This is a genomic window from Pseudomonas rubra, from assembly GCF_028656935.1.
GTDB lineage: Bacteria > Pseudomonadota > Gammaproteobacteria > Pseudomonadales > Pseudomonadaceae > Aquipseudomonas > Aquipseudomonas rubra.
Map to the genome: position 1 here is coordinate 1 of NZ_JAMDGZ010000089.1, position 17,634 is coordinate 17,634.

Annotated in this window: 17 protein-coding genes; 7 read left to right on the forward strand and 10 right to left on the reverse strand. The window is 56.1% G+C overall.

Annotated features, from left to right (window positions below; translation table 11 throughout):
- Position 1: 1 nt before the first annotated feature.
- On the forward strand, positions 2-1,084 hold the full coding sequence (locus tag M5G17_RS27095) for an alpha/beta hydrolase family protein (protein ID WP_273895921.1): 1,083 nt from the start codon (positions 2-4) through the stop codon (positions 1,082-1,084).
- Positions 1,085-1,089: 5 nt separating this feature from the next.
- Here M5G17_RS27095 and M5G17_RS27100 read toward each other — a convergent pair whose 3' ends face one another.
- Positions 1,090-2,394: a hypothetical protein gene (locus M5G17_RS27100; protein WP_273895922.1), complete on the reverse strand. Its 1,305-nt coding sequence runs from the start codon at positions 2,392-2,394 to the stop codon at positions 1,090-1,092.
- A gap of 54 nt (positions 2,395-2,448) precedes the next feature.
- Positions 2,449-2,991 (reverse strand): ATP-binding protein, encoded by a 543-nt coding sequence (locus M5G17_RS27105; protein ID WP_273895936.1) that lies wholly within the window; start codon positions 2,989-2,991, stop codon positions 2,449-2,451.
- Positions 2,992-3,047: 56 nt separating this feature from the next.
- On the opposite strand from M5G17_RS27105, the gene M5G17_RS27110 reads away from it, so the two are divergent.
- Positions 3,048-3,965, forward strand: a complete 918-nt coding sequence (locus M5G17_RS27110) for a GNAT family N-acetyltransferase (protein ID WP_337993355.1) — start codon at positions 3,048-3,050, stop codon at positions 3,963-3,965.
- A 22-nt stretch (positions 3,966-3,987) separates the two neighbouring features.
- Here the strand turns inward: M5G17_RS27110 and M5G17_RS27115 are convergent, their stop codons facing one another.
- Together M5G17_RS27115 and M5G17_RS27120 are read right to left on the reverse strand one after the other, a co-directional pair.
- Positions 3,988-4,494: a GNAT family N-acetyltransferase gene (locus M5G17_RS27115; RefSeq protein ID WP_273895923.1), complete on the reverse strand. Its 507-nt coding sequence runs from the start codon at positions 4,492-4,494 to the stop codon at positions 3,988-3,990.
- Positions 4,495-4,543: 49 nt separating this feature from the next.
- Positions 4,544-5,725 carry a MerR family transcriptional regulator gene (locus M5G17_RS27120; RefSeq protein WP_273895924.1) on the reverse strand — a complete coding sequence of 394 codons (1,182 nt, stop codon included), beginning with the start codon at positions 5,723-5,725 and terminating at the stop codon, positions 4,544-4,546.
- A 318-nt stretch (positions 5,726-6,043) separates the two neighbouring features.
- Here M5G17_RS27120 and M5G17_RS27125 point away from each other — a divergent pair, with 318 nt between their 5' ends.
- From M5G17_RS27125 to M5G17_RS27135, 3 genes are all read left to right on the forward strand, one after another.
- Positions 6,044-7,027 carry a DUF1852 domain-containing protein gene (locus M5G17_RS27125; protein ID WP_273895925.1) on the forward strand — a complete coding sequence of 328 codons (984 nt, stop codon included), beginning with the start codon at positions 6,044-6,046 and terminating at the stop codon, positions 7,025-7,027.
- Between the two features lie 29 nt (positions 7,028-7,056).
- Positions 7,057-8,091: a methionine synthase gene (locus M5G17_RS27130; RefSeq protein ID WP_273895926.1), complete on the forward strand. Its 1,035-nt coding sequence runs from the start codon at positions 7,057-7,059 to the stop codon at positions 8,089-8,091.
- Between the two features lie 110 nt (positions 8,092-8,201).
- Positions 8,202-8,711: a flavin reductase family protein gene (locus M5G17_RS27135; protein WP_273895927.1), complete on the forward strand. Its 510-nt coding sequence runs from the start codon at positions 8,202-8,204 to the stop codon at positions 8,709-8,711.
- A 98-nt stretch (positions 8,712-8,809) separates the two neighbouring features.
- Here the strand turns inward: M5G17_RS27135 and M5G17_RS27140 are convergent, their stop codons facing one another.
- Positions 8,810-9,721, reverse strand: coding sequence for an alpha/beta fold hydrolase (locus M5G17_RS27140; RefSeq protein ID WP_273895928.1), 912 nt, complete (start codon positions 9,719-9,721; stop codon positions 8,810-8,812).
- Positions 9,722-9,927: 206 nt separating this feature from the next.
- On the opposite strand from M5G17_RS27140, the gene M5G17_RS27145 reads away from it, so the two are divergent.
- Positions 9,928-10,398 carry a GNAT family N-acetyltransferase gene (locus M5G17_RS27145; protein ID WP_273895929.1) on the forward strand — a complete coding sequence of 157 codons (471 nt, stop codon included), beginning with the start codon at positions 9,928-9,930 and terminating at the stop codon, positions 10,396-10,398.
- A 50-nt stretch (positions 10,399-10,448) separates the two neighbouring features.
- On the opposite strand, the gene M5G17_RS27150 is transcribed toward M5G17_RS27145, so the two are convergent.
- From M5G17_RS27150 to M5G17_RS27170, 5 genes are all read right to left on the reverse strand, one after another.
- Positions 10,449-10,952, reverse strand: coding sequence for an SPOR domain-containing protein (locus M5G17_RS27150; RefSeq protein ID WP_273895930.1), 504 nt, complete (start codon positions 10,950-10,952; stop codon positions 10,449-10,451).
- A 157-nt stretch (positions 10,953-11,109) separates the two neighbouring features.
- On the reverse strand, positions 11,110-11,985 hold the full coding sequence (locus M5G17_RS27155; RefSeq protein ID WP_273895931.1) for a universal stress protein: 876 nt from the start codon (positions 11,983-11,985) through the stop codon (positions 11,110-11,112).
- Positions 11,986-12,185: 200 nt separating this feature from the next.
- A complete protein-coding gene (locus tag M5G17_RS27160) occupies positions 12,186-12,527 on the reverse strand; it encodes a DUF6124 family protein (RefSeq protein ID WP_273895932.1) in 342 nt (113 codons plus the stop codon).
- Between the two features lie 451 nt (positions 12,528-12,978).
- On the reverse strand, positions 12,979-14,970 hold the full coding sequence (locus M5G17_RS27165; protein ID WP_273895933.1) for a S41 family peptidase: 1,992 nt from the start codon (positions 14,968-14,970) through the stop codon (positions 12,979-12,981).
- Between the two features lie 158 nt (positions 14,971-15,128).
- Positions 15,129-15,986 carry a hypothetical protein gene (locus M5G17_RS27170; protein WP_273895934.1) on the reverse strand — a complete coding sequence of 286 codons (858 nt, stop codon included), beginning with the start codon at positions 15,984-15,986 and terminating at the stop codon, positions 15,129-15,131.
- Between the two features lie 349 nt (positions 15,987-16,335).
- On the opposite strand from M5G17_RS27170, the gene M5G17_RS27175 reads away from it, so the two are divergent.
- Positions 16,336-17,469, forward strand: coding sequence for a pyridoxal-phosphate-dependent aminotransferase family protein (locus M5G17_RS27175; RefSeq protein WP_273895935.1), 1,134 nt, complete (start codon positions 16,336-16,338; stop codon positions 17,467-17,469).
- Positions 17,470-17,634: the final 165 nt, after the last annotated feature.

Below are 17,634 nucleotides of genomic sequence, written 5' to 3' on the forward strand. Positions count from 1 at the left end.
CTTGTTCGGAGCATCCTTAGGCACCCTGTTTCTGACCTGCCTGACAACCCTCGCTCTCGCTGACGAGAGCCCTGTCGGCTTCTATTCTTCGACATTGTCGGCCTCGCCCAATGAGCGAGCACTGGAGATGGTCGTTTGGTACCCAAGTGCAACCACCGCGGCCCCGCAGCTGATCGCCGACAATGTGGTGTTTGTCGGTGCTTCTGCCGTTCCTGACGCCCCGCCCACTGCGGGCGAGCACCCCTTGGTAGTGCTCTCCCACGGATACCGGGGTAACTGGGGTAACCAGGCCTGGCTTGCCAGTGCTTTGGCGCAGAGAGGTTACATCGTCGCTGCGGTCAACCACCCCGGCTCCACAACCCATGACCGCAGCCCTCAAGCAGCGGCGCAGCTATGGCAGCGCCCCGTCGATCTGCGTCGCACCATCGAGGCGGTCACCACTCAACCTGAAAAATTTGGTGTGGTCGCCAAGCAGCGAATTGCTGTCGTGGGGCATTCCCTGGGCGGCTGGACCGCCCTGGAGATCGGCGGTGCGCGCTTCGACCCGGATCGCTTCGCCCAGGACTGCAAAACCCAGCCGCAGTTGGCCAGTTGCAGCGTTTACAAGCAGATGAACCCCGCGAGCACCCCAGAGGCAAAAGCCGCGCTGGCCGCCGACTTGCGCGATACACGTGTCACTGCAGTGGTGGCATTGGACCTGGGTCTTTCCCGCGGCCTGACCGATGAAAGCCTCGCGGCGCTGCCGGTCCCTGCGCTGGTGATCGCGGCCGGCGTGCCCTCCCAGGAGCTTCCCGCCCAGTTGGAGTCCGCCAACCTGGCGAAACGCCTGCCTCCGGTGTCAAGCCAGTACGTTGAGATCAGCGACGCAAGCCATTTCAGCTTCATGTCGGTGTGCAAACCTGGCGCGCAGGCGTTGCTCGAAGAAGACGTGCCGGGCGATGGCATCATTTGCACGGATGGTGACCGCGGTCGCCCCCGTGAGGTGATCCAACAACAGATTACGGCGCTGATCACCGAGTTTCTGGCGCGCTCATCAGCCAATGAAGAAGGAAGCACTCAGGCGCTGACGACACAACGCGAGTGAGATTGTCAGCGTTCAGGAGCGACAAGTGCTCGTGTATCAGGATCGACATCGAATGCTGCCTCTAGCAGTAGCCAGCCTGGCGCAGTGTTCGTATCGATCAGTGCCTTTACGGCCTGCTTGCGGCAAGTCGAACAGGGCGAATGTTCATAAACATACAGAAGACAATCAAGCGCCTGGTTGCCAGGGTTCGCCTCACATAGCCGCAGAAGTTGGCCGACGGCACGGTGCAGTTCGTCAGGGTTCTCAAGCCGTGCCAGCTGTTCCAGGCAGGTTGAAAAGTCGCCCTCCACGAAGTTTTTCACCAACAGCGCAATCCCATTGGTGATATCCCCGCCTGCCATCAGGTGTTTTGCCGTTTTACGCAACTCGGGATGCTTGACCGTCGCGAGGGCAGTCACTGCCGCCCATCTCAGTGACTTGTCAGGCTGATCAACCCATCTGAGAAGTCGCTGCTCGAATCGCGGAGCGCCCGTTTTCGCAAAGCATTTGAACAGCCTCTTGGCATGCTCCGGCTGCTCCGTCTTCATTAGCGCCATGAAGATTGCCTCGCGTTGATCGCCGCTGGCTTGCGCGCCCCATCCGCGAAACCAGTGACATGGATCTGCTGGCTTGTTGTGAAGATGCGCCACGATGTCACTGGCGGTATAGGCCGCTAGTGAAGCGTCGGGTGTGCAGCCTGTGACGCTCTCGCGTGTCTTGCGAACCTCTGCAAGATAGCGCGCGATATCAGCATCGGAGGCAGCGGCACGCGCTAGCAGGGCAAGCCCTTGCTCAGCGCCAGGGGCGGCGGCGAACTGCCCGTATAGAGTCTCATCTACCCAGAAATCAGCATCGGCTTGCAGCCACTGTCCCAGTTGTCTGGCGACATGTATCAAACCCTCCACGCCATCGAGGGTGACAATATCGTCAGCAGCGATGACATCGGCGGTATCCGGCATACGCGCAAGGGATGCATACAAAAGCGTCTTCGCGTTATCCATACCCGCAACGGCAAGCGCTTTCAGGAGAGCGCTGCGCTGATTGAGGTCGTGCCGGTCTTCGCAGGATGGGGCCAGGCCTTTGGCTTTGATTGCCTCAAAGACCATTTCCTGTAGCTGGGCACGCTCGATGATCGAGAACAACCACGGCGCACGCTCAGCCTCTACCTGTGGGTCATGAGCAAGACAGGTCAGGCACGCTTCGATAATCAGGTCTTCAAACCCGCTGCAACCCTGCTGCTCGATCTGCTGCGCAACGCGACCATGGCCTGTTCGCAGTGCGGCAGCGAAAGCGCTGCGGGTGATGGGCAAAGTGACGGGTGCTATAAGCATAAGGTGTCCGGTAATAGGGCTCGAAGCGACTCCCGTGGGGCTCACGGTTGTTGGCTAGTGCGGTACTTGCGACAACGCATCAAGGACATCCGCAACGATTGTTTCAGGACGGCTCGTCCCGTCAATCCGCAAGACCGGCGCCGTCTGCGCTGATATCCACGCCTCGTGCCAGCCGCGGTTGCGTCCTGAAAAGTTCGGGTCGTCATACTGCGAGGCCCACTCCCGAAAGGCCACATGGATCTCATGCATGTCGCCACCGGGTGCGATCCGATCGCCAAAACGTGCCTTTTCACGGGCGGCCAGGCGTTCAAGGCGAACGGGCGTCGCGGTCGCGACGAACACGATCAGATCGGCATGGGCAATTAGCTCATCGCCCCAACCAATACAGGAACCGCTCAGCACCCACTCCTGGTCACCAAGCGCTTGCTGGATCAATGGTACGCGCTCACTGACAGGTCGCTTGGTGGTAAAAGGCGGGTTCGTCGGCATCCAGAAAAAGTCATCGACATCGACCTGGCGTGCGTCGAGCTCAGTTGCGAGGTTCTGGCCCAAGGTGGTTACGCCCGCGCACGAAGCACCTGTAATGTAGATCCGCAATGTTTCCTCCATGAATTCGAGCCGGTTTTGAGGCCCGCAAGATAGCCCATGCCGGCTTGAAACTCACCTTTTTCTGGGCGGTAAATGATCGAACCTGGCCTCGCCAGCGGGTCGTGTTGGCGACGATGGAGGCGCAGCGTATCCTGCAAGTTGTTCAGCACGGGAGGGCAAGAGCAATGCACAGGGAAATGGCGCTGAAAATCGAGGCAGCGGAAAGAGATTACCTTCAGTCTCGCGTGGAAAATCTGATGCAAGTAGAAGGCAACCCCTACGGGGCGCGTATCTTGATGAGCGCGACCACGAGATGTCTTCAAGTACAGGCTTCATCCAGTCCGATGTTCAATCGAGTCTATGGTGATCAGGTAACGGAGCCGCAAGCCATTGTGGATCTGTTGACAGCGTCCCTGCCCGCAGCCGTCACGCCGCTCATTGGCACAGTTTCGTCGCTTGAACAGTCCCCGCTCTTGGCCAACCGCAGGCTTGAGCGTTTGAAGGGATGGGCGCATGTGCAGTTGGCCTGTGCGATTGAGCAGGCGCAACTGATACCGCATGGCTACGCCATAGAAGAGGTCACACCGCTGACGTTATCGGCATTCACAGACGTTCATGGGCAAGGCTTTCACTCCACGCCAGCCCAGCGTGAAATGACCCAGGCGTCGTTCGGGGTGCCAGACCCGAACGACAGCCTGAAAATTTTCGTGATCAAAGAGGCGGGCGAGGTCGTTGCGGGCGCGGTGATGTACCTTGCGGCCAATGGTGTCGCCTATCTGGGGACGGCGGCCACGCGCAAAACCGCACGAGGCCGCGGCTACCACGGGGCCCTGATTGCCCATCGCGTGGAACAAGCCAGAGCGCTGGGCAGCACATGGGTAGCCGCTACGGCCCTGGCAAACTCGCAAAGCCGGCGAAACCTGCAGCGTGCCGGGCTCAAGGTATCTCACGCGCAAGGTCTGTACCGCTTGGCAGGCAACTGATTACCGCCAGGCGCCTCGTGGCTCACTCGGTGGCGTCGAAAGAGTTGTGGTACTGCACAGTGCCCTCTGGCACATCAGCGCCGAAGGGAAGCGCCTGGAAGTAGGCTTGCGGCACCCCGGGCAACTCCAGACCTGCGTGAGCCTGGAAGCCGAAGCGAGCATAGTAACCAGGATCACCCAGTAGTACGCAGCCAGCGGCCCCTTGCTCCCGCAACCTGGCCAGGGCGGCGTTCATCAGGGCGCAGCCTATACCTTGGCCCTGCCGGTCCGGCCACACGCAGATGGGCCCAAGCCCATACCAGCCGGTAGCGCCAGACGACACCGTGACCGGAGAAACAGCGACATGGCCAAGGATTTCATCATGCTCCACTGCAACCAGCGAAACAGTTAACTGCCCGGCGCGACGCAGGGCATCGACAATAAAGTGTTCGGTATGGCTGGAATGTTCTTCCTGTGCAAAAGCGGCGATGGTCAGCGCGGTAATGTGCTTGATGTCTTCAGGTTGTTCGTTGCGGATGTTCAGCGTCATAGTGAGTTTTCTCTAATGTCTTGGTCGATCAGGCTTAGCAAAGTGTTGATTAAGAGTCAGCGCGCTCTTTTTGCAGGACGAACAGTTGGTAGCCGTAGTCATCCAGGAAGCGCTGGTGGATATCGAGCTCATCCTCGAGGTCAACCAGGGCCTTTGAAGAGATGCTGTCGGCGGACAGCCCTGCAACTTTTTCACGCAGCGGTGCCAGGTAGTTTTCCCACGCCTGACGGCTTAATGGAAAACTCTGCAAGACCCGGTACCCCTGTGCACGAATGCTGGACACTCGATTTTCCAGCGTTGTCATGCCTGGGTAGTTTTTCTGCCAGAACGACGCTGCTTGTGCGCGGGGCTTGTCGGTTCGCCATATCAGGTCACTGACCACCAGGAACCCCTGGGGTTTGAGCAATCGCCTCCAGCTGTCCAGCGCGTTGGTAAACCCCATGATGTAGGCACTGCCCTCGGCCCAGAGGGCATCGAATGAGGCATTTTCAAAGGGCAGCGCGGTCATGCTGGCGCACACCAGGCTGACGCGCTGTTGCAACGCATTGGCAACCACGGTTTGCCTCAGGCGAGCCAGGTTGTACTCGTCGTTGTCCACGGCGGTGACCAGCCCTTGCGTATGCCTGGCCAGTAGCACAGTGCCTACGCCGCGGCCGCAGCCAATATCCAGCAGTGTCTGGGGTTCAACTGGTAACGCGCGCAGTGCTTGCAAGGTATCCTCGGCAGACCCAGGCCCCAGCCGGTCCAAACCGTCGAAGATGCGCTCGAAATCGGCCATGTAGTGGTCGTGTTCGTTCATATCCTTTGATAACCACTTCAAGCGTAACGCCTGCTTTTCATCGAAACCTTGCTTCAATAACCAGGCCAGGTGCGCACCCGGCGCCTGGTTCTCCAGGGCCTGGTGCCAGCCGCGCATGGAAGCCATCCCCAGCATGGCGGCGAGCAGATCCCTGGACTGTTGTTTTTCCTCGATCTCGTGCTCCAGAGCTTGCAGGCGCTCAAGCAACAACGAGCGGTCTATACGCGTTTCCAGGCATGCCTGGCACTCTTTCAAGGTCAATCCGCCAGCCTGGAGCTGCTGCAGCAACCTGAGCTGTTGCAGGTCATGCTCTGAATACGAGCGGTAGCCGTTGGCCTGGCGCGTGGATGAGATGAGCCCCAGCTTTTCGTAGTACAGCAAGGTGGAACGGCTTAACGCCACCTTTTGCGCAAGCTCGGAGATGCGATACATGGCCTGTTCTCTCGCTTCATGGCCTATCACCATAAACTATGAAGTTATAGACAGGTAAAGAGGGGAGCGTTCCGGGTGTTGTGGGAGCGGGCTTGCCCCGCGAAGAGGCGGGCCCATGAGCCCTAGAATCTCCCACAGAGACAGCATTTCGCCAGGTGCCTCACATCGATCATGAGCAAAACTAACGTTGTGTACAAAAAAAATGAGTTTGTCACATGACCGTTTACTCCGGACAATCGCCTCAAAAGAAACTTGGAAAGTACTGAAAAGCAAAAAGTACATTCAGGTTTATCTCAGGGATTAGGGTGTCAGATCACAATGAACAAAGAGTTTTCATTTGCTATCAAACGCATGTGTTTTGATGAAGGCTATCAGCCCTCGGGCAGTACACGCACCACCACCAATTTTGCTAACTTGGCGAGAGGGAAGAATCGCCAGGAAAACTTGCGCAATACGTTGAGGATGATTGACAATCGTTTCAATGCCCTGGCGCATTGGGATAATCCTAAAGGCGATCGTTATGCTGTCGAGCTTGAGATTATTTCTGTCGAGATGAATCTCGATGTTGAAAGCAGTGGCGATGCCTTGCCTTTAATTGAAATATTGAAAACAACTATTCTTGATCGGCAAACGAACGAGCGCATTGAGGGTGTTGCAGGAAATAATTTTTCCTCTTACGTGCGGGATTATGACTTCAGTGTGCTGCTGTTAAAGCACAACAAGGATCAGGCCGGGTTCAGTACGCCAGAGGGTTTCGGCGATCTGCATGGTAAGCTGTTTAAATGCTTCGTGAATTCAAGCGCCTACACAGATAATTTTAACAAGCCCCCTGTCATATGCTTGAGTGTTTCGAGTAGCAAGACCTACTACCGGACTGAATATCAGCATCCTGTGTTGGGTGTTGAGTACCTGCAAGATGAATATTCATTGACCGATGAGTATTTCGCTAAAATGGGCTTGAAAGTACGCTATTTTATGCCGCCGAATAGCGTTGCACCGTTGGCTTTTTACTGTGCTGGCGATGTGCTTGGTGATTATACCGATCTTGAGCTTATCAGCACCATCAGCACCATGGATACCTTTCAGAAAATTTACCGGCCTGAGATCTACAACGCGAACTCTGCTGCAGGCAAATCCTATCAGCCCAGTTTGCAACATCAGGATTATTCATTGACTCGAATTGTTTATGATCGAGACGAGCGTGGCCGGCTGGCGGTTGAGCAGGGGGCATTTGTTGAGGAGCACTTTATCAAGCCCTACCACGCGGTGCTTGAACAGTGGTCCGCGCATTACGCCCTTTGACTAATCGAATAAGCACAAGGTCATCCATGATGAAAAAATTACTACCTACTTCAACTGCCGGCAGCCTGCCTAAACCCGCTTGGCTGGCACAGCCTGAGACACTCTGGTCGCCCTGGAAGTTGCAGGGTGATGAACTGATCGAGGGCAAACAAGATGCGTTGCGGCTGTCGTTGCACGAACAGCAACAGGCCGGTATCGATATTGTCAGCGATGGTGAACAAACACGCCAACATTTTGTCACTACCTTTATTGAGCACCTCAGCGGTGTTGATTTCGAGAAGCGTGAGACCGTCAGGATTCGTGACCGCTACGATGCGAGTGTGCCAACGGTGGTGGGGGCGGTTGCTCGGCAAAAGCCAGTGTTTGTTGAAGATGCCAAGTTCTTGCGTCAACAAACCAGGCAACCCATAAAATGGGCGCTGCCAGGCCCCATGACGATGATCGACACACTGTATGACAACCACTATAAAAGTCGCGAAAAACTGGCTTGGGAATTCGCCAAGATTCTCAATCAGGAAGCCAGAGAGTTGGAGGCTGCCGGTGTTGATATCATCCAGTTCGATGAGCCGGCATTCAATGTGTTCTTCGACGAGGTGAATGACTGGGGTGTTGCCACCTTGGAGCGGGCCATTGAAGGCCTCAAGTGTGAAACGGCCGTGCATATTTGTTATGGCTATGGCATCAAAGCCAATACCGATTGGAAAAAGACGCTGGGGTCGGAGTGGCGACAGTACGAAGAGGCTTTCCCCAAGCTGCAAAAATCCAGTATCGATATCGTCTCGCTGGAATGCCACAACTCTCATGTACCGATGGATCTGATTGAACTCATTCGAGGCAAGAAAGTGATGGTCGGGGCCATTGACGTGGCAAACCATGCGATCGAAACACCCGAGGAAGTCGCCAACACCCTGCGAAAAGCGCTCCAGTTTGTCGATGCCGACAAGCTCTATCCTTGCACCAACTGTGGCATGGCGCCTTTGCCTCGTCGCGTCGCAAACGGCAAGCTCAGTGCATTGAGTGCAGGTGCAGACATCGTCCGCAGAGAACTTTCCAACGCGTACTGAGCTCACCGCGCAAGCGGTGTGCGGGAAGGCCTGAAGCGGTCGCTCGAAGGCGCTGCCGCTTCAGGCCTTCCTTAGCATTTTCGGGCTGCACTTGATATTCAGGACCTCCCATGTCACTTCCCCGTACGGCCATCGAGCCACTGTGCTTTCGCGAGGCCATCGGGCACTACGCATCCGGTATCACGGTGATTACCTCATACACGAATGACGAGCCGATTGGCTTTACTTGCCAGTCGTTCTATAGCGTCTCGATGAACCCGCCGCTGGTGTCCTTTAGCGTGATGTCCAGCTCGGCCAGCTATCCCAAAATTCGCCAGGCAGGTCGATTTGCAGTCAATATCCTGTCGGGTGAGCAGGTCAAGATTTCCAACCAGTTCGCTCGGCGCGGCACGGACAAGTGGCACGGTGTTGAATGGCAGGCGTCAACGCTTGGCAATCCGATCATTTCCGGCAGCCTGCACTGGCTTGATTGCGAAATTCACGCCGAACACACCGCAGGTGATCACCTGATCGTCATTGGTGAAGTGAAAGCGTTAAACCTGCAAGAAGTGGCTGCTACGCAACCGTTGCTGTATTTCAAAGGGCAATATTGCAACCTCGCCACGCTGAGCGCGGTTTGAGCGCTTACAATCGAACGAAACTGCCTGTGCATGTGAAGATACGGCAAGCCCGGGGCATATCAATTATGCCCGCAGGCCTGACAGTTTCGGCCACCGGCTCACTTGTTGAGGAATGCCACAACAGCACTGGCGAACAGTTCCGACTGATCCAGCATGACGAAGTGAAAACTGCCGTCGATGCGCCTGAAAGTGACGTTCGGTGTCGAGGCATAAGCGTTACGGAACAACGCATCGACGTTGGCGGCAGGCAGGCCGTAAAGGGCGTCATAGGCATAGACGACTTCGACCGGCACTTTGATACGACTGAGCTCAGGGCGCAGATCGGTGACCATCAGTTCATGCACGGCATCGGCCACGGTCTTGCGATCCGAGCGTATCGCCACTTCTACCAGGCCTGGCCTGAGCGCTTCGGTTTTAGCAAGGCGGGCGATGGAGGCATGCTGCATGGCTTGGGTCTGTTCAGGCGATGCCTTGAGCATTGCATCGCGCATCGCCGCCGCATGTGGGGTGGCGGTTTCGCTGGTCGCTGAAGGGTCAACCAGCAGCGTATAAAAGGGCAGCGCATCGACGATCATCAGGCGCCCCACTTGGTCGGGATAGCGAGCGCCCAGCATCAGTGCCACCTCGCCACCTAGCGAATGACCGATGATTACCGGTGCCCCGATGCGCTGGCTGCGGATGTATTCAGCTATCGCCTCGGCTGTCGGCGCAACTACCTTGCCCTCTGGGTCGGACACGGCCGGCGCGCCGGCAAAGCCTGCGACTTGTACAAGGTGAAGGCGGTGGCTCTGGCGCAATCTGGAGGCTAGGTCTGCCCATACTTCACGGGACGATGCCAACCCTGGAATCAATATGATGTCTGTGCCCGAGCCTTCGACCTGCACCGAGATACGCTGCTGGCTCATGGGCACTGGCGGCAGTGCTGCAGGTTGGGCAGGTGATGCCAATATCGACGGCGACATCAACGACAATGTGCTTCCGATCACCGCAAGGATCATTGCTGCTCGCATGAAGTCCTCCCTTTGACTGCGAAGAAATAGCCACTATACGGTGCAGCAAGGCGTTATGAAATCATTCCGGCGTTTGTCTGTAGAGCTGCGAAAGTGGTCTGGCATCTGATCAAGAACTGGAGGGGCGATCCAGACCATTACCGCGCTATAAATCTGTCACCCCGTGCACTGATAGCACGCGGGGCCGACGCCATTAAGGATTGAGCATGACAGCACTACAACAGGTTTTATCGGTTCGCCCCGTAGAGCAAAAAGACTTCGAGCAGTGGTGCGAGTACTGGGCCAAGTATCAGGAATTCTACAAGGTAGATGTCGGCATGCAGACCACCCAGCTTACCTGGGCCCGCTTCTTTGACGGCAGCGAGCCTGTGCATTGCGCGGTAGCCTCGGACGGTGAGCAGATCTACGGATTCGTCAACTTCGTCTTCCACCGCTCAACCTGGGGTCGCAATGACTTCTGCTACCTGGAAGACTTGTACGTCTGCCCAAGCGTGCGAGGCCAGATGATCGGCAAGAAACTGATCGAATACGTGCAAGGCCAGGCACGGGAGAAAAACTGCGACCGACTGTACTGGCACACTCAAGAGACCAACCACACCGCCCAACGGCTTTATGACTGGATTGCCAAAAAGCCTGGCGTTATCGAGTACAGAATGGCGTTGGATGCAACTGCATAACGTTACGCAGGCGATGTTAGCGGCTGGCCAGATATGCCAGGCTGGTTTTGCTACCTCGTCACTGTCCGCCAGGTCACCAGCCCATCCAGGCCATGGTTGGATTTCAGGTACTTGAACACGTTGTGTGCTTCGGCTTTTTCTTCAAACGGGCCGGCGAAAACGTGAGGCGCCTCATCGAGAATCGTTGGTATGTCAATCAGCGCCATCTGGGCTGCCAACGGTTCAAATTCTTCATCGGTTTGGGCAGTAAAGCGTACTACCCAGCCGCTGCGATCTCTGACCGCAATAGGCTCCACGTCGGCTGCGCAGTGTTTGCAGCGTGAGGCTGCTGCGTTGATGGCTTGGGCGCAGGCAGGGCAGGGGCGCAGGTCTTCGTGCACCAGGGCGTCAACGCCGGTTTTAGCCAGGCGTGGCATTAACAACAGGGCAATCAGGGCTACCCCGGGAAGGAACAGCCCGATTGCAAACCATCTTGGCCCTGATCGTCCGCGGGTACTTGCAATGTAAGCGGTCACGCCCGTGAGAATAAGCCAGAGGGGGAGTGGGATACCCATTGCACGTCCTTGTTCTAACATTCGAGTGAGAGCCCGGCTGGTAGGGCTCGTCAAATTATCTACTGTTTTTCAGCAACGCCGCAAACAGGGAACAAGGGCTGCAATCGATCGCGCTGGATGGGGTTCACCATCCAGCGCCCTCGACGCGACACACAACCTACAACGCCACCAATACATCACACTGAGACTCGTTCAGCACGTGCTTGGTGACACTGCCAATCAGCAACTCCTCCAGCGCGCTTTCCCCCTGCTTGCCGATCACGATCAGATCGCAGTCCAATTCCTGTTCCTGCTCCAGGATCCGCCAGGAAGGGTCGCCGTGCACCACGATCTGCCGAGCATCGGCCACTCCGGCGGCTTGGCTCAAGGCCGCGAGCTGTTCCACGGCGTCCTTCTTGATGACATTTCGGTAGTGAGTGAGCGTGTCCTGATCGATGTGTGCGAAGCGCATGCTGCTTTCGAAAGGTGCTTCGTACACATGCAGTAGAATGATCTCGGCCTGCGGGGCAACGGCTTTTGCCAGTTCGATGGCGCGCAGCGATGAGGGCGAAAAATCAACCGGCACCAGCAAGCTGCGGTACGCCTCCCGGGGTGCCTGCTTGACCACCAGCAAAGGGCAGGGCATGCGGTTGAGCATTCGTTGCACGGTCGAGCCCAGCAACAGGCGCCGCGCCAGGTTCTGCCCCTTGGCCCCGCACACCAGCAGATCGGTGCGTTTGTCTTGCACCACACGGGTAATTTCCGTGGCAACCGTGCCGGGCGCGACCTGTACGCCAGGGGCAATGGCATAGTGGGCGAACAGCATGGCCGCCAGCGCGTGAAGCTTCTCGCCCGCGGTCTCCAGCACGCGTTCGAGCAAGGCTTCATCCGGTGCCACAACCTGCTTGAGACGCTCGAAAGGGGCCGGATTGGCAACGTAGAGCAAATCCAGCGCTGCCTGCTGCGCCTTGCTCAACAGTGCAGCGCGTTCTGCGGCGTTGCGGGCCGGGGTGGACAAGTCGGTGGCAACCAGTACGTGGTTCAGCGAGGTCATAACGGGCTCCTTATGCAATGCTGCGCACATGGATCGATGGCGTTGGCTGCTGATCGATCCGCTCCATGCTTTGGGTCATCGTCTCGCGAACCCGGGCTGGCGGCTTGATTTGGGTCAAAGGAGTGGGGTAACGAGGCGGGGGTAGGCTTACAGCACTGGATGAGTGGGCCGCATCGGCGGCCCACACCAATCGCTGGTGATCACTCCACCACAGATTGGCCTGCTTGCAGCGAGCGCCGCAACAACGCGGCGGTGGCCGAGCGTGCTTCGACCTCGTCCAGCAATGACTCGACCAGGGCGAGGCACATCTCCAGTGATTGCTCTGTCGCCCAGAGCAACCCGCGCACCTCGGTACTGACCTTTTCACAGGCGTGGGCGTTGGTCTGGTAGGCGCTTTTGAGCAGGATGGAGGTGTGGATCAGGGCATCTTCGGACGAGACACCGGCGCGCACAGCGAACAGCGGGTCGTGGCTGCCGTTGCAGGAACCGAAGGTGGTGCTGGTTTGGGTAGTGAGGGGTGGATCGGGAACGGGTTTGGTCATGGTGGTGCTCCTTCGTAGAAAGGATCCGCCACCGACTGCCGCCAAGCAGGTATGGGTGACGGACTACGCAAGGTTGGCGGACCGGTACGAAGGAACCCGGCACTTCCGAAGAAGTCCATGCGCAGCCCGCCATAAAGCATCATCGCAGGCACAAAAAAAGCGCCTGCAAGGGTGATTGTGCGGCGCTTTGCGCCTTCGTGTCGGACCGCCAAGCCCGAGTCGCTGAATTTGCAGCGACTGGGAGAGGTTAGCGGGGTTGGGGTGGGGATTCAAGGGGGGATTTTATGTGGGGGCTTTCGACCCTAAGCGGTCGCGACAGGCTGCTTTCGGCCAGAAGCGATCACTTCCTTTTAGCTGAAGATATGGAGGCCGCGCGCCTGGTAGCTCAGGAGCGCAGAGGGGGCGAATGTGTACCCAGGTGTATCGGCAAGCACTTGGGGCAACGGTATCGTCAGATATTCGTTCGATATCGTACGACCAATTTGGCTTCGTCGAACCCTTGGACTTCGAGTGTATTAGTTACAGGCGAAAGCTTGGTGACAGTTAGGCTTGCTTGTCCGTTCTGCACATCTACCGACTGTATTGGACGACCATCTAAGTAAACATCGAGACGAGTAACTTCTTGAGTAGTCACAATTGCGCTCCATTGGGCTGGGGAAATAGAGCTCACTGAAATGGTAAATGCCTTCGCTGGCTGTCGCGCGGCAAGGAGTGATCCAGCTTTGTTGATAAGGTCAACGTTATCGCTCAACAGATCATTTTTCGTCATGAAGTGGCGCTCGTCTGGAAGGATACCGAGATCTTCCACTGGTAGTCCGGCTCGTCGACCGACTCTTAACCCCCTTCGCATTGAAACTCGCATCCCTGCCCCCGCTGGTAGTGGTTGGTAAACGGAACCAGCTCCAGGAAGAAGCTCGCGGAGCAGATCATGCGTCCATACGTTCGCTCCACCTGCGCCTGTGTTTCCATCCGCCCCTAACACCGGACCTATCTCGTGATCTTGGAACCCAGCAGCAAAGAAGTCTGTTGTGCTGTAGCAGAGGGCGTCGGTAACGAGAACAGCCGGGCCAAAATACTTCTGACCAATTAAATTGCATTCTTCCGGATCGCTGATTGGAAATGCGGCGGAAAAGATGGCTCCCGTTTGCAATGCTTGCTGCATTGACTCAACCCACGCACTCAAATCCACAACTGGAGAGTTTGCTCTATTCTGGAGACAGATTTGGAGGTTTAGCGGGGTGTTGATGAACTGGACAGGCTCGGGCTCGATTCGCCGAGGGGTAAGCACTTGGAGAATAAGCTCGCCGTTCATAATGGTTCCACCACCATTCCCGCGGACATCAATAATCAAGCCATTCTGTGGGAGGGCGGTGACGAGGCGAATGAACTCCTCAACGAATGCGGTAACTGGGGCTGCAAACGTGCGGATGCGGAGGTATCCGAAAGTTCCATTAAGCGTAGTAACTGAACGAGCCTCGAACACACCCGGCATTGTGCTTTCAAGGGCTTTGAAGTTTCCCCCGCGCCTCACTTTCTCGGAGGCCTTCTTTTCTGCGGCTACAACCTTTGGAGAGAATAGGGCTTTGCGCATCCGCTGGATAAGGTGCTGCTCAAGATCTAGCCCAATGGAGTGAGCGAACTTCGGATCATCCGCCACGTCACCTGTCCGGCCCTCGCCCGATGGAAGTGTAGGGTTGACCATCCAGTCGATGCGGACTTCGGCGAATTTACCGGTTACCGTCTGATAGCCGACGATAACCCAACCCTCATCCGGTGGTAACGTCATTTTCAGCACGCGGGTAGTCAAAGTAGATACACCACGGGAGTGCTGGGCTTCCCGGTTGCTACCTGCATACCGCTGGGCATTGTTCAAAACGGCACGTTCAATCGGAATTCCGTTCCAAGAAACTAGTTCGACTCCACTGACAAAGGTTGGGTGGCTGAATCCCTGCGCAACATGAGAGACAAGATACCTCCGCCGACCATTCTGAAAGTAGTCTTCCACTAGGAAAGGCAAAAAGGCTGTCATTTTGTTGAACGGGGCAGGTAGCAGGTAGTTGGTGTGCAAATCTCGAGTCAATGTGAAAATTTCTGTCAACTCACGATGAAACAAGGTCTCAGGAGGAAGTGACAAGGGAGGTGTGATTTCCAGTTCTTGAAGGAGAAGCTTGAGCCGCTGAACCGGCTCGACGGCGTGCATAGCCCGCTTCAAGGGGAGGTGAACATAATTCTGCTCGATTAGAATTAAGGCCTGCCGAACCAGAAGCTTTCGTTCGTCTAGACTAAGATTTCCTGCGGCACCCAAGAACGTTGTCAAGTCGACAGCACCCGCGAATAAGTCTCGGACAGAGACGCTCATTCTTTTCAAATAAGCTGACGATTTGCGATGCTCAGAGCCAATTTTGCTATTTTTGGAGTTGCCCGCTACTTTTGCTTTAGCCATAACTGCTCGAACTCCATTTCTTGAGCTGTGCATATGTCGCCCCTAGCAGAGGTCACACTTTTCACTAGAGGAGTCATTTAGATATTTCCGTGCTTGAGATCGCCTAAACTTTAATTCAGCGGCCGCTGCAAGAGAGCCACTGAATTAAAGTTCGGGTGTCAGCGAATAATTATATCCCCAGGCATGCTGTTGAAGAACCCACAGAAATTGTTGTATGGACCACGATCACAGTTTCGAGGGTCAGAGATTAACCTCCCCGAGTTATCAGTATTCCTAGCCGCTGTTTGACCTGGTTTGTGAGACCACATCCCATTGCTATCACGCCTATACCAATGGTAGTCGAAAAAGCCTGGGGTGGTTGATACAACTAAAGCAACTAGATGACCTTCTGTCGGGGTGGTATCGGGGTTTGGTATCGACTTGAGGCCATCTCTTACTGCGGCTGCACTGGTGTCTTTACATGTTGGCGGATAAGGGCCTTCTTGCCCTGCTCCCCTGCCCGGCTGCGCGAAAGTATTTGTTATTGTGTCGTTGCCATAATTGTAGCAATTGTTATTGCGCAAGACGGTTGGATTGTTGTTCCACTTACCAGGGTCGTACGGCGGAATAGCCATAATCTCAAAATCTTTTATGCTATTTGCTACTCCGCCGGATACGTTTTTTTGTATTTCCTGCTCAATGAACTGCCTCTCTTCATCTTTCAGGGCAACACCAGCAGTTCCTAACAGAAACTCTTCGATTTCGCTGTCGCTATCGAGATAATTTGGGAAGTCCAGGCTGGCAACCTCCAAAACTCCGTCAAACGCCCTCATGGTTTTTATTGCTGAAGGATCTTCAACAGACGAAACCAGTAGACCTCTATAACCCAATAGGCCTATCGACCCTGGCGATGAGACACTTGAGATAGCTCTCTTCTTGCTGAGAAGCTTCCTTAATTTCTTGGCATCACTTTCGGAAACTTCCCATGAGGGATTCGGGCGTCCTGAATACATATCCAAAGTCACGACCATTCGCATTTTTTGCTCCTTTTAGACCGATTATGGACACGGAGGGCAGCTTGATACCCGGCAGTTAGCGTAGGGGCACATGTTGCTTAATTATTTCCCTCCTGTGTCTGAGTGCGCTCCTTGCCAATGTGTAACTCACTGTTCTGATGAGTGTCGCGCCAGAAATACCACATACAGCGAGGAAGAAAGCAATATGGCTTTGGGCCACACCACTCAGCTTAGCAGCGTATCTATAGTCCGCTATCGGCCGATAGCTACCATTCCACAAAAGTCGCAATCAGCCCCGAGCAATCTTGTCATTTGCCAAGGCTTAGGGCAGGGTCGATACCACTGACATCTCTGCCAAAGGAGTCACCCCATGTCAAAGCTATACCCCAGTATTGATCCTGAGGGGCTGGTCGAGTACTCGGTGGTCTACACCGACCGCTCGCTCAACCACATGTCGCAGTCATTTCAAGGCGTGATGAACAACATTTCCAGGACCCTGAAACAGGTCTACAACGCCCAGGCTGTTGCGGTAGTCCCGGGCAGCGGCACATTCGGCATGGAAGCGGTAGCGCGACAGTTCGCCACCGACCAGCAATGCCTGGTGATACGCAACGGTTGGTTCAGTTATCGCTGGAGCCAGATACTTGATATGGGCAACATCCCGGCGGCCACCACGGTGCTCAAAGCCCGACCGGTCGACACCGGGCGCCAGGCTGCCTACGCACCACCGCCTCTGGACGAAGTGCTGGCAGCCATTGAGGCTTCCAGGCCGCAGATTGTCTTCGCCCCCCACGTTGAAACCTCATCAGGGATTATCCTGCCCGATGACTACCTGCAGGCCGTCGGCGACGCCGTGCATGCGGTGGGTGGCTTGTTTGTGCTGGACTGCATCGCCTCAGGCACGCTTTGGGTTGATATGCACAAGTGCGCAGTCGACCTGCTGATCAGCGCGCCGCAAAAAGGCTGGAGTGCCTCGCCTTGTTGCGCCCTGGTGATGTTCAGTGATTTGGCCCTCAAGCGCATCGAGCAGACGCAGAGCAGCAGCTTTGCCTGCGACCTGAAAAAGTGGCTGCAGATAATGCAGGCCTACGAGCAGGGCGGACATGCCTACCATGCAACGATGCCCAGCGATTCTCTCGCACGGTTTAACGACGTGATGAAAGAGATGCAAGCTTACGGTTTCGACAAGGTCCGTAGCGAACAGCAGGCGCTGGGCGATCGGGTGCGCGCAATGTTGACTGGAAAAGGCATCAAAAGCGTGGCCGCAGCCGGCTATCAGGCCCCTGGCGTAGTGGTGAGCTACACCGATGATGCCGACATCAAGAGCGGCAAGAAATTTGCCGACCGGGGCCTGCAGATCGCCGCCGGCGTGCCGCTGCAATGCGACGAACCGGCCGACTTCCAGACCTTCCGCATCGGTCTGTTCGGCCTCGAAAAACTGCACAATATCGAGCGCACGGTCAGCACCCTCGAGCAGGCACTGGACGAAGTGATGGTGAACTAAGCCGTCGTCTTGCCTGCAGCACATGCCGACTTGTGAGTTCTAGGAAGGCATCCTGTTGTCTCTGTGGGAGCGGGCTTGCCCCGCGAACAGGCCGGCCCAGAAATTGAGTTGCCTGGCACGGGCTGCGCCCGTGTTCGCGGGGCAAGCCCGCTTGTATGGTAAGAC